12 protein-coding genes are annotated in these 11,903 nt (G+C 70.3%); 5 read left to right on the top strand and 7 right to left on the bottom strand.

Going from position 1 to position 11,903, the window contains the following annotated elements:
* Nucleotides 1-97 precede the first annotated feature (97 nt).
* Together ABT340_RS27430 and ABT340_RS27425 are read left to right on the top strand one after the other, a co-directional pair.
* A complete protein-coding gene (locus tag ABT340_RS27430) occupies nt 98-511 on the top strand; it encodes a VOC family protein (protein ID WP_352013702.1) in 414 nt (137 codons plus the stop codon).
* A 23-nt stretch (nt 512-534) separates the two neighbouring features.
* Nucleotides 535-1,302, top strand: coding sequence for a nucleotidyltransferase (locus ABT340_RS27425; protein WP_352013701.1), 768 nt, complete (start codon nt 535-537; stop codon nt 1,300-1,302).
* Here ABT340_RS27425 and ABT340_RS27420 read toward each other — a convergent pair.
* Nucleotides 1,280-2,710 carry an amidase gene (locus ABT340_RS27420; RefSeq protein WP_352013700.1) on the bottom strand — a complete coding sequence of 477 codons (1,431 nt, stop codon included), beginning with the start codon at nt 2,708-2,710 and terminating at the stop codon, nt 1,280-1,282. The two genes, ABT340_RS27425 and ABT340_RS27420, sit on opposite strands and share 23 nt — an antisense overlap.
* A 216-nt stretch (nt 2,711-2,926) precedes the next feature.
* Here ABT340_RS27420 and ABT340_RS27415 point away from each other — a divergent pair, with 216 nt between their 5' ends.
* Entirely contained in the window at nt 2,927-4,111 is a 1,185-nt protein-coding gene (locus ABT340_RS27415; protein WP_352013699.1) for a hypothetical protein, read from the top strand.
* 57 nt (nt 4,112-4,168) lie between these two features.
* Here the strand turns inward: ABT340_RS27415 and ABT340_RS27410 are convergent, their stop codons facing one another.
* Complete coding sequence (locus ABT340_RS27410; RefSeq protein WP_352013698.1) at nt 4,169-4,930, bottom strand: bestrophin-like domain; 762 nt, start codon at nt 4,928-4,930, stop codon at nt 4,169-4,171.
* Nucleotides 4,931-5,426: 496 nt separating this feature from the next.
* Between ABT340_RS27410 and ABT340_RS27405 the strand changes: the two genes are divergently transcribed.
* Nucleotides 5,427-6,071 carry a hypothetical protein gene (locus ABT340_RS27405; RefSeq protein ID WP_352013697.1) on the top strand — a complete coding sequence of 215 codons (645 nt, stop codon included), beginning with the start codon at nt 5,427-5,429 and terminating at the stop codon, nt 6,069-6,071.
* Nucleotides 6,072-6,168: 97 nt separating this feature from the next.
* On the opposite strand, the gene ABT340_RS27400 is transcribed toward ABT340_RS27405, so the two are convergent.
* The 5 genes from ABT340_RS27400 to ABT340_RS27380 form a co-directional block, all read right to left on the bottom strand.
* Nucleotides 6,169-7,236, bottom strand: coding sequence for an aspartate-semialdehyde dehydrogenase (locus tag ABT340_RS27400; RefSeq protein WP_352013696.1), 1,068 nt, complete (start codon nt 7,234-7,236; stop codon nt 6,169-6,171).
* Entirely contained in the window at nt 7,233-8,507 is a 1,275-nt protein-coding gene (locus tag ABT340_RS27395) for an aspartate kinase (protein WP_352013695.1), read from the bottom strand. Before ABT340_RS27395 ends, ABT340_RS27400 begins: the two co-directional genes overlap by 4 nt.
* A gap of 91 nt (nt 8,508-8,598) precedes the next feature.
* Nucleotides 8,599-9,129, bottom strand: a complete 531-nt coding sequence (locus tag ABT340_RS27390) for a DUF5063 domain-containing protein (protein ID WP_352013694.1) — start codon at nt 9,127-9,129, stop codon at nt 8,599-8,601.
* Nucleotides 9,122-9,721, bottom strand: coding sequence for a recombination mediator RecR (recR, locus tag ABT340_RS27385; RefSeq protein WP_352013693.1), 600 nt, complete (start codon nt 9,719-9,721; stop codon nt 9,122-9,124). The genes ABT340_RS27390 and recR overlap by 8 nt, the downstream gene beginning before the upstream one ends.
* A gap of 4 nt (nt 9,722-9,725) precedes the next feature.
* Nucleotides 9,726-10,079, bottom strand: a complete 354-nt coding sequence (locus ABT340_RS27380; RefSeq protein WP_352013692.1) for a YbaB/EbfC family nucleoid-associated protein — start codon at nt 10,077-10,079, stop codon at nt 9,726-9,728.
* A 351-nt stretch (nt 10,080-10,430) separates the two neighbouring features.
* On the opposite strand from ABT340_RS27380, the gene ABT340_RS27375 reads away from it, so the two are divergent.
* Complete coding sequence (locus tag ABT340_RS27375; RefSeq protein WP_352013691.1) at nt 10,431-11,903, top strand: GAF domain-containing protein; 1,473 nt, start codon at nt 10,431-10,433, stop codon at nt 11,901-11,903.

Genomic DNA, 11,903 nt, shown 5'->3' with positions numbered 1-11,903 from the left:
GGCCTTCTACCCCGTCGCCTCAAGATATAACGCGTACTCCTCGTGGACGGTTCCCGAGGAATCTAGGGTTATGTCCATCACGTGAAAGGTGAGACAGATGACGACTTTCTCCGGGGTTCACCACATCGCGCTGAACGTGCGCGACCTCGACGCCTCCGTGCGGTGGTACGGCGACGTCCTGGACTTCGCACCCCTGTTCCCCTGGAACAACGCGGGCTTCGAACGGCAGCTCATGCGGCACCCCAGCGGGGTCGTCATCGGGCTGACCAGGCACAAGCACGAGGACGGCGACGCGGAGTTCAACGAGCGCAGGACCGGCCTCGACCACCTGGCGTTCACCGTGGACACCCGGCAGGAGCTCGACGCCTGGGCCACCCGCCTCACCGAGGCCGGGGTCACCCACTCCGGCGTCCAGGACATCCCCGAGGCGGGCTTCGCCCTGCTCGCCTTCCGGGACCCCGACGGCATCCAGCTCGAAGTCTTCCTCAGCCAGAACCGAAGCCAGGGCTGACGCACGGGCGGCCGGGGAAAGGGATGACCGTGACCGAACACGCCCCCACCGCCGCCCTCGTCGACCGCTTCGTCACCGGCCTCGTCCCCATGGTCCCGCTGCTCGCGGTCTGGGCGCACGGCTCCCTGGCCGCGGGCGACTACCAGCCGGGCCGCAGCGACCTCGATCTCGTGGCGGTCCTCAGCCGCCCCTGCTCCCCCGAGGAGAAGTCCGGCCTCACCCTGATGCACGAACGCCTCGGCGCCGCCGTACCGCTCGCGGCGAAGCTGCACTGCGGCTATGTCGTCACGACCGAACTGGACGACCCCGCACGGCCCCACCTCGCCTGGGCGCACGAGGAGGTCACCCACCGGCCGATCACCCCGGTGACCAGGCGCGAGCTCCACGAGTTCGGCCTGGTCCTGTACGGCCCGCCCCCCGCGACCCTCCTGCCGCCGGTGACCGACGAGGAGCTCGCCGGGTTCGTGGCCTGGGACCTGCGGGAGTTCTGGCGCCCGCTGCTCGACCGCCCCGACCTGTGGCTCCGTGACATCTGGGTGGACGCGGCCATGCTCACCCTGGCCCGGGCCACGGTGACCCTCAGGGAGGGGAGACTCGTCACCAAACACCGGGCGCTGGCCGTACTGAGGGAGATGGGCGCCCCCACACGGGTCGTCGACGACATCGAACGGCGGCGCTACGCCCGGCCCGGCCCGGTCCAGGACGACGGATGGCCCACACTCAGGGCGGAGCTGACCGTCGCCTTCCTCGCCTCGGAGATCGACGCGGTCAGCGGGAGGTCGCGTGCCTGATCGCGGTGTGCTCGAAGGGGGCCGCGGCCTCGATCTGGGAGGCGACCCGGATCAGCAGGTCCTCCCGGCCCGCCGCCGCGACCAGCTGGACGCCGACCGGCATCCCCCCCGAGGTCCGGTGAAGCGGCAGGGAGATCGCGGGCTGGCCGGTGGCGTTGACCGGGGAGCTGAACGCCACGGCCTGGTTCATCCGGCCCCGCGCCATGCTGACGTCGTCGGAGGCGAGCCAGCCGATGGGGAACGGCGCCGCTCCCAGGGACGGGGTGAGCAGCAGGTCGAAGGACTCCCACCAGGTGGCCATCCTGCGGCGGAACCCGTCGATCCAGTCGCGTGAGGCCACGTAGTCGACCGCGCTGAGCCCGCGCCCGGTCGCCCCGAGGATGCGGTTGCGCTCCTCAAGCTCGTCGAGATCGACGGGCCTGCCGCGCCAGCGCCCGAAGTCCTCAAGGTCGGCGGCCAGGTGGGCCGCGACGACCGTGCCGAAGTGCAGCGCGAAGTCCTTCTCCGTGAGCGCCTCGGGGCCGCCGGACTCGACGCCGTGACCGAGCGACTCAAGGAGCCGGGCCGCGCCGAACACGGCGGCCGTCAGGTCGGGGTCGGTCTCGCCGGGGCGCCCCGGGTGCTCGGTGAGGAAGCCGATCCGCAGCCGTCCGGGGTCGGCCCCGACCTCCTGAGCCAGGCTCCGGGGCCAGACGGGCGCGCCGTACGGGTCACCCGGCATCGCCCCGGCGATCACGTCGAGGGTCGCCGCGCTGTCCCTGACCGTACGGCAGAGCATGCCCGGCGTGGAGAAGCCCGCCCAGGCCTCGCCGACGGCCGGCCCGTAGCTCACCCGCCCCCGGCTCGGCTTGAGGCCGACCAGCCCGCACAGGCTCGCCGGGATGCGGATCGACCCGCCGCCGTCGCTGCCCGCGGCCACCGGGACCATGCCCGAGGCGACCGCCGCGGCCGACCCGCCGCTCGACCCGCCGGGGCTGTAGCGGACGTCATGGGGGTTACGCGTCGGCCCGAAGGTCCTGGGCTCCGTGGTGATCGCGGTGCCGAACTCGGGGGTGTTCGTCCGGCCGAGGACCACGAACCCCGCCGCGCGCAGCTTGGCCGGCGCGTAGCCGTCCCGCGCCACCTCGACGCCGTCGAGCACCCGGGAGCCCGCCCGGTACGGCTCACCCGCCATGCTCCAGCCCAGGTCCTTCAGCAGGGTCGGCACCCCCAGGAAGGGGGCGTCCCCGGTGAGCCTGTCGGCCTCCGCGAGCGCCCGCTCGAACCTGCGGTGGACGACCGCGTTGATCTCCCCGTCGTGCGCCTCGATCCTCGCGATCGCCGCCTCGGCGAGCTCTCTCGGCGAGACGTCACCGGCGCGCACCGCCTCCGCCTGGCCGACCGCGTCGAGGTCGAACAGTTCGTCCAACGCCTCACTCCTTGCCGAACGCACCCCTTCGAAAGGCTCTCGGGGCCTTTCGAGGCCGTGGCCACATCCTTCCCGATCCAGGTGGGAAACGTGGTTCCGTGGGTGGATCTTCGCAAGGGTTTCATTACCCTACCGTGACACTCTGTTAAATGTTAGAACGTTTATGTGACGAAAAACCGGCGCGGAAAACGACGACACGCACTTCTGGGTACGGCGGTGCTGGCGACCTGTGTGGCCGCCCCGGTGACGGGGGGAGCCGTCGCGGCGTTCGCCGGTGTCCAGGACTCTCCCGGCCAATGTCTGACGGCCACCCGGAACGGGACGCCCGAGTGCGCCCCGCCGTACGACGCGGGTCAGGACACCACCCCCGAGGCCTCCCCGCCTCAAACCGAGGGGACGCCCCAGACTCATCAGGCATCCCGGACCGGGCCCCCGGCCACGTCGGTCACGGCGCAGGCCCGGGTGAAGCCCGAAGCCGACCTTCCCGACAGGCCCGGCCCCACGGGCGGGAGTGACGCCTCTGCCGGCACTCCGGCCGAGGCTCCGCCCAAGACCTCCCCGGAGGCCCCGGCCAAAGCCCAAGAGGCCCCGGCCAAAACCCAAGGTGGAGCCCAGAGCGAGGCCCAGGACGAGGCTCAAGACGGGGCTCAGGACGAAGCCCAGGCCGGAACCCAAGGCGCGGGCCAGGGCGAGGCCGCCGACGAGGAGGCCGGGTCCGGGGTCAGGGTCGGGCCGCCGTCCTGCGGGCACGGCCTGCTGGGGTCGCTGCTCGGCCTGGTCCCGCACTGCGAGCCGCTCGCCAAGGCCGTGAGACCCGTCATCTGCCTGCCCATCGTCTCGCTGCTGCTCGGTGGGGAGTCCTGTCACGCTCCCCGCCCCACCCCGACGGTCGAGCCCCCGGCCCCCACGCCGACTCCGCCGCCCGCACCGACCCCCACCCCGACGTCCCCGCCCCCGACTCCTCCGCCCACGCCCACACCCACACCGACCCCCCCGCCCACGCAGACCCCGGCTCCGACGCCTCCCCAGACGCCTGAGCCGCCTGCCCCCACCCCGACACCCCCGCCCACGACCCCGGAGCCACCCGCTCCGACGCCGCCCACCACTCCGGAGCCACCCGCGCCACCGCCACCGCCGAGACCCGTCCAGGTCTCGCCCGTCGCCGTCGTCCCGGCACCGCCGACACCCACCCCGACTCCGCCGACGCCGCCTCCCACAGCGTCTCCCACGGTGTCGCCGAGCCCGGAGAGTTCGGTCCTCGGGATGCGACGGCAGCGCATCCAGGACCGCTTCGCCGAACGGCGTCAGGGAACCGACCGCAGGCTGGTCATCCTGGTGCTCTTCACCGGCGTCATCTCGGTCACCGCGGTCGCCCTGCTCAAGCGCAGGCCGCGCAGATAAACGGGTGAGGCCCGGTTGGCGATCGGTCGCCAACCGGGCCTCCTACGTGTGCCCCGTTCAGCCCTCGGGCAGCTTCGCGGGGAACTGGGCGTCGATCTGGTCGTACTGCTGCTGCACGGCAACGAAGTCGTCGGGCCCGACCGAGCCCAGGCCGTTGAACGGGCGACCGGTCAGCATGATGAAGCCGACCCCGACGACGACCACGGTCACCCTGACCAGGTCACCGACCACCGAGGCGCCCGTCGGCCGGTTCCCGACCGTCCAGGGAAGCACGACGACCAGCAGCCCGGAGATGAGCATGGAGATCACGAAGATGCTCTCAAGACCGGTGTTGGCGTCGTCGGCCCGTACGGCGCGGGAGTGGAAGACGTCGGAGATGTGGCTGAGGGCGTCCTGCTGGAGGGTCTTGCCCGCGTCGTCGGCCGGCTTGAGTCTGAGCACCTCGGCACGCATGTTCTCAAGCAGCTTCGTGGGGACCGGGGACATCTCACCGTGGGCCATGAGCGGCCAGTCGAGGGAGACGCTCTTGGCGGAGTAGTCCCTGATCTGGGCCCGGATGGGCCCCGCCTCGGGGATGGGCGCGACCGACCAGTACAGCTCGCTGAGGGCCTCCGTCTCCGCCTGGACGTCGGTCTGCGAGGTGGAGATGGCGTCCCGGCACAGCACGACGGCGTAGGCCAGGACCAGCAGGTAGATGGCGAGGGCGAGGTTGGCCGCGAAGTCGATCGACGCCGAGCCGTTGTCCTCTCCCTCGTGCCCCCTCCTCCTGAGGACGAGAAGCGCGATCAGCGTGATCGCGACGGCGACTACCACCAGCACGCTTATCCAGCCCATGGGACTCCCTCGGATCAACCATGAATGTAACTACTTAGGGTAATCTTTTCATTACACAGATGCCTACGGTTCCGCCACAGTTCACTCACGAAATCGGCGATCCCGGATGACCCGGTACGGCGGGCACACTTTCCCCGTCCGTTTCGGCGATCTTCTCTCCCCGAGGCCGTACGGCACACCCTGCGGAAACCGGCTACTTTGTCGCGTTTGTTGGCGTAAGGCCTGTTCAGCGGGGGGCACGGTGATCGCCAGCACGGGGCAAATTTCGCGATGTTCGGGGGTCACCACCGGTTCGGCGTGGGATTGATCCTTCTTGTGGAAGGGCTTCCGCGACAAGGGATAGAAAATGGGGAAACGTCCCTGTAGACGGAGAGCGGCCCGGCTTACGGCGGGAGCACTTCTGGCTCTGCAGATATCGTTCATCGCCCTGGCCTCGGACGGAAACGCCGAGACCGGGGCCGCCAGTTCGCCGGTCGCCGTCATGATCGCGGACTCGTCCGACGCGTCCGCACGGGTGCCGAGCACCGGCCGCTACGACATCAACGCTCTGGAGGCCGCCAGGCGCTACACCCGTGACCTGTACCTGAAGGCCGTAGCCCTGCGCGAGCCCGCCGACCTCGGCACGGGACTGTGGGAACGGGAAGGGCTGAGTGAGGCCCGGCAGCCCGAGGCCAAGGCCCCGGTCAGAAAGAGCCAGGCGCGGACCAGCGCCCAGACGGCCCACCGCCTGCCCTCGGTACGGCTCGCCCACACACAGGCCGCCCAGTTGCTGAAGCGGGCCGGTCTCGGCCGGAAGTCCTCAGGCCGGTGCGCCAGCCGAGACAACGGGCGGTGCACCTCACTTGAGGCCGTCAGGACGGACACGGTGAACAGGGTGATCGGCCTGAAGCGCGAGAGCGGGTGCCCCATCGTGATCACCGGAGGCACCGAGGTCGGCCACGCCCCCGGCCTGTACAGCCACTACGAGGGCTACAAGCTGGACATCAAGCCCAACCGGTGCGTCAGCCGCTACATCAAGAGCAAGTATCCCTACCAGCGGGTCAGGGGTGACGGCGCCCCGCTCTACGGGGACTCACAGACCGTCTACGCCAGGGAGTCCGACCACTGGGACATCCTCTTCCGCTGACGCCCGGGAACGCCGCTGTCACCCGGGAAACCGGATGCCCGGGAAACCGCACCGGGCGGGCCGTCCATGAGACGACCCGCCCGGTGACGACGACGTGCTAGAAGAGCTCGGCCACGACCAGCTCGGCGATCTCCGCCGCGTTCAGGGCGGCGCCCTTACGGAGGTTGTCGCCGCAGACGAACAGGTCGAGGGTGTTGGGGAAGTCGAGCGCCTGGCGAACCCGGCCCACGTAGGTGGGGTCGGTGCCGACGACGTCGGCCGGGGTCGGGAAGACTCCGTTGGCCGGGTCGTCCATGACGACCACCGTCGGCGCCGCCTCCAGGATGCGGTGCGCGTCGGCGACGGTGATCTCCCGCTCGAAGGTCGCGTGCACGGCCAGCGAGTGGGTCGTGATCACCGGGACACGGACGCAGGTCGCGGAGACCTTCAGGTCGTCGATGCCGAGGATCTTCCTGGACTCGTTGCGGAGCTTGATCTCCTCCGAGGCCCAGCCGCCGTCCTTGAGCGAACCCGCCCACGGCACGACGTTGAACGCGATCGGCGCGGGGAAGGGAGACTCGCCGTCACCGAGCTTGTTCTGCAGGGCCTTGCGCACGTCACCGGCGCTCTGGCCGACCGTCCGGTCGCCGGCGAGTGCCTCGACCTCGTCGTAGAGGCGTCCCGAACCGGCGACACCCGCGCCGGAGACCGCCTGGTAGGAGGAGACGACCAGCTCGCGCAGGCCGTACTCGGTGTGCAGGGCGCCCATCGCGGCCATCATCGACAGCGTGGTGCAGTTGGGGGTCGAGATGATGCCCAGCGGGCGGTTGCGCGCCGCCTGCGGGTTGACCTCGGGCACCACCAGCGGCACCTCGGGGTTCATCCGGAAGGTGCCGGACTTGTCGATGGCGACCGCGCCGCGCTCGGCGGCGATCGGCACCCACACGGCGGAGACCTCGTCGGGCACGTCGAAGATCGCGATGTCGACGCCGTCGAAGACCTCGGCGGTCAGCTCCTGGACGACCAGGTCCTCACCGCGGACCCGCAGGACCTTGCCCGCGGACCGGGCGGACGCGACGAGCTTGATCTCGCCGTAGATGTCCTCCCGGTTGGAGATGATGTCGCGCATGACGGTGCCGACGGCACCGGTCGCGCCGATCAGAGCGAGGGTGGGCTTGCGGCTCATCGGCCGGTACCTCCGTAGATCACAGCTTCAACCTGGTCGGCGTCGAGATTGAACGCGCGGTGGGCGGCGCTGACCGCCGAGTCCACCTCGTCCTGCCCGACGATCACCGAGATGCGGATCTCCGAGGTGGAGATCATCTCGATGTTCACCCCCGCGTCGGCGAGGGCGGCGAAGAACGTCGCGGTGACGCCGGGGTGCGAGCGCATGCCCGCGCCGATCAGCGACACCTTGCCGATCTGGTCGTCGAACAGCAGCGACTCGAAGCCGATGTTCTGCTGGATCTTCTTCAGTGCGGTCAGCGCCGTCGAGCCGTCGCTCGCGGGCAGCGTGAAGGAGATGTCCGTCCGACCGGTCGCCGCCGCCGACACGTTCTGCACGATCATGTCGATGTTGACTTCGGCGTCGGCCAGCGTTTTGAAGATCGTGGCAGCCTCGCCGACCTTGTCGGGCACCCCGACAACGGTGATCTTGGCCTCGCTCCGGTCGTGCGCGACGCCGGAGATGATCGGCTGCTCCATCTGTGTTCCTTCACTGTCGGGGTCGGAGATGACCCACGTGCCTTCCTTGGTGCTGAACGAGCTTCTTACGTGAATCGGCAGGTTGAAGCGGCGGGCGTACTCGACGCAGCGCAGGTGCAGGATCTTCGCGCCGCAGGCCGCCATCTCCATCATCTCCTCGTAGGAGACCTTGGGGATCTTGCGGGCGACCGGGACGATGCGCGGGTCCGCGGTGAAGACCCCGTCCACGTCGGTGTAGATCTCGCACACGTCGGCTTCGAGAGCGGCGGCGAGCGCCACGGCCGTCGTGTCGGAACCGCCCCTGCCGAGGGTGGTGATGTCCTTGGTGTCCTGGGAGACCCCCTGGAACCCGGCCACGATCGCCACCTGACCGGCGCCGATAGCCTCGCTGATGCGGCCCGGCGTCACGTCGATGATGCGGGCGCGGCCGTGCGAGGAGTCGGTGATCACCCCGGCCTGGGAGCCGGTGAACGAGCGGGCCTCCTGGCCCAGGTTCGCGATCGCCATGGCCAGCAGCGCCATCGAGATGCGCTCACCCGAGGTGAGGAGCATGTCGAGTTCGCGCACCGGCGGCAGCGGCGAGACCTGCTGGGCGAGGTCGAGCAGCTCGTCGGTGGTGTCGCCCATCGCCGAGACGATCACCACGACGTCGTTGCCGGCTTTTTTCGTCGCGACGATCCGCTGGGCGACCCGCTTGATGCAGGACGCGTCGGCGACGGACGAACCACCGTACTTCTGAACAACGAGCGCCACGAGATGTCTCCGAAGCAATCTAGGGCTGTGGAGCTCTCAGTCTACTGTCGCCCGGGTAGCGCACTTCTGGTTTGGCCCACTATGTGGACAATCACACGGTTGTGCGCTCTTCGGCCACGTCCAGCCGAGTATGGGCGACGAGTGCCTGAAGGGCGCGCAGCGCGGCCCCGGCGTGGTTGCCCCAGGTGTTGAAGTAGGAGTACTGCCACCACCACAGCGCCTCAAGAGGACGCCCCGCCTGGTAGTGCCTGAGCCCGTGAAGAAGGTCGGCGGCCACCGCCGTCAGGTCGTCCGACAGCCGGTACGGCGTGACCGCGGTGTCCTTGTACGGGTCGAAGACCTCGGCGTAGTCGTCGACCGGGCCGAGCCGCTCGGCCAGGGCCGTACGGACCGCGTCGACGTCCGGGTCCTCGCTCAGGTGCGGCTCCCAGTTGCCGGACAGGATCACGTCCTGGCTGGCGCCGAGCTGCGCGCCCGCCGAGCTGACCTGCGCGACCTCGACCAGCAGCAACGACAGGATGGCGTCGCCGCCCTCACCGTTCGCCAGTCTGGTCAGACCGTCGATGTAGTTCTCCGCGTGCCCGGCGACCCGTTCCGCCAGAGCACCCCATGCGTCAGACATCCAGCAGCCTCCTTCCCTCGAACGCGCGGCCCAGGGTGACCTCGTCGGCGTATTCGAGGTCACCGCCCACGGGCAGCCCGCTGGCCAGTCGTGTGACTCTCAGCCCCATCGGCTTCACCAGACGGGCGAGATAGGTCGCCGTCGCCTCCCCCTCAAGGTTGGGGTCGGTGGCGAGGATCAGCTCGGTGACCTGGCCGTCGGCCAGTCTCGTCATCAGCTCGCGGATGCGCAGGTCGTCGGGGCCGACCCCGTCGATCGGGCTGATCGCGCCGCCGAGCACGTGGTAACGCCCGCGGAACTCACGGGTCTTCTCGATCGCCACGACGTCCTTGGACTCCTCGACCACGCAGATCACGTGGGGATCGCGCCGGGCGTCGCGGCAGATCCGGCACTCCTCGTCGGCGGCGACGTTCCCGCAGGTCCGGCAGAAACGGACCTTGTCCTTGACCTCAAGCAGGGCGTGGGCGAGCCGCTTCACGTCGGCGGGCTCGGCGGACAGCAGATGGAAGGCGATCCGCTGGGCGCTCTTCGGGCCGACTCCGGGCAGCATGCCCAGCTCGTCGATCAGGTTCTGGACGACCCCCTCGTACATGGCTTCAGAACCCGGGCAGCTGACCGAGGCCGCTGCCGCCCCCAAGTCCCTGTGCGAGCGGGCCGAGCTTCTCCTGCTGGAGGTCGGCCGCGGCGCGGACCGCGTCCCTGATCGCCGCGATGACCAGGTCGGCGATGGTGTCGGCCGTGTCCTGGGGGTCGCCGGGGTCGACGGCCTCGGCGCTGATCCTCAGTTCGAGCAGCTCGCCGCCGCCGTTGACCGTGGCGACGACCAGCCCGCCGCCCGCCGAGCCCTCGACCTGGGCGTCGTTCAGCTCCTGTTGAGCGCTCACAAGCTGCTGCTGCATGAGCTGTGCCTGCTCCAGCAGCTGCTGCAGGTTGACATCCCCTGGGTTCACCGTCGTTGTGCTCCTCGTCCGTGACGTCAGTCGTCACGAGCCTACGGGGTCAGAGGCGGGTGTTGTACTGGCCCATGCCCGTGTTCCCCCCATGTGGTGACTAAACCCGGTCCGCCGGTTCACGACGATCCTGTCGGGTCCCGGCCCCCCTCCACGACGTCCGGGACCCGACGGCGCACGCGCCGGAGCGGCCGCACACGACGGCGTGCGCTGCGAAGGTAACCGATTCCAGGTTGCACACACGTTGCGATCGTTCAATCACCCTTCGCACTCCCTTTTCGCCGAACCGGTTGCGTGCACCCGTCCCGACAACCGATGCTTCGGCAATCGGTCTGATTCCTGGGGAGCCATATGTCCGGCAGCCGCCGGGAAGCCGTCCCGGATTTGAACGTCCACTCGTTACGACTGCGCCGTCTGCACGAGTCCGTGCTGAACGGTGCCCAACCTCCTGACGGGGCGTTACGCGGCCTGATCTCCGCCTCGTGGCGCAGATCCATGGACGCGGGCGTCGATCCCGAGGCGAGCGCGGCCCCGCCCGCCTTCGAACGGGAGGACGTCGAGGACGTCCGTTCCCACCATCCCGTCGGCGCCCTGCTGCCGCTCGTCGCCGGAACCCTCCTGGAGGCCGCCTCGGCGAGCGCGCACATCCTGATGGTCACCGACGAGAAGGGCCGGGTGCTCTGGCGCGACGGAGACCACCGGGTGATGGGCATGGCCGACGAAGTCGGGCTCGCCGACGGCTTCCACTGGGGCGAGGAGGTGATCGGGACGAACGGCATGGGCACCGCGCTCGCCACCCGGGGCCCCGTCCACGTCTTCTCCGCCGAGCACCTGGTCAGGGCACTGCACCCCTGGTCGTGCTCGGCGGCGCCGATCAACGACCCGGACAGCGGCGAGGTGATCGGCTGCGTCGACATCAGCGGCACCATGGACGCCCTGCATCCGGCGACCGTCGCCCTCGTCGAGACCACGGCCAGACTGGCGGAGAGCCACCTGGCGCTGCGCATGCGCGAGCGCGACGACCTGTTCCGCGCCCGCAACGACGAGCACCTGCTGGCGTTGCGCGGCGAACCCGGCGCCCTGGTCACCGCCACGGGCCGTGTCGTCGCCTCCGACCGCTCCCTGCGATGGGGTGACCGCGTACGGCTGCCCGCCTCCGGCGACCGGGTCGTGCTGCCCGACGGCGAGACCGCGCTGCTGACCCCCGTCCGCGACGGCTTCCTGCTGCGTGTCCTCGGCACGGCGGACACGCCCGTGCTGACCCTGTCCTTCCTCGGGACGCGGCATCCCGCGGCCGATCTCGACGGCGCCCACGTGCCGCTGTCCCCCCGTCACGCCGAGATCCTCACGGTGCTGGCCCTCAACCCCAAGGGCGTCACGGCCGAACAGCTCTCCCTCCACCTGTACGGCGACGCGGGAAACCCGGTGACCGCCCGCGCCGAGATCCACCGCCTGCGCCTGCAGCTCGGCCCCGTGGTCGCGGCGCGGCCGTACCGGCTGACCTGTGTGGTGCGGGCCGACTTCCTCACCCTGCGACGCCTGCTCGCCGGTGAGGACACCACCGCGATCGTCGGCGCGTACGGCGGGCCGCTGCTGCCCCGCTCCGACGCCCCCGCGGTGCGCGACGAACGCGAGGAGCTCGAAGGCCGGGTCCGCGCCCGCCTCCTGACCCGGGGGTCCCCCGACGACCTGTGGGCCTACGCGGAGACCGAGGGAGCCAGGGGCGACGCCCACGTCCTGGAACGACTCGTCGCCGTGCTTCCCCGGAGCGACCACCGCGCCGTGACCGCCGCGATCCGCCTGTCGGCCCTGGACTCGCCCTGA

This window comes from Streptosporangium sp. NPDC000239 (assembly GCF_040300765.1).
Taxonomy (GTDB): domain Bacteria; phylum Actinomycetota; class Actinomycetes; order Streptosporangiales; family Streptosporangiaceae; genus Streptosporangium.
This window is presented reverse-complemented; position numbering and strand designations above follow the sequence as displayed.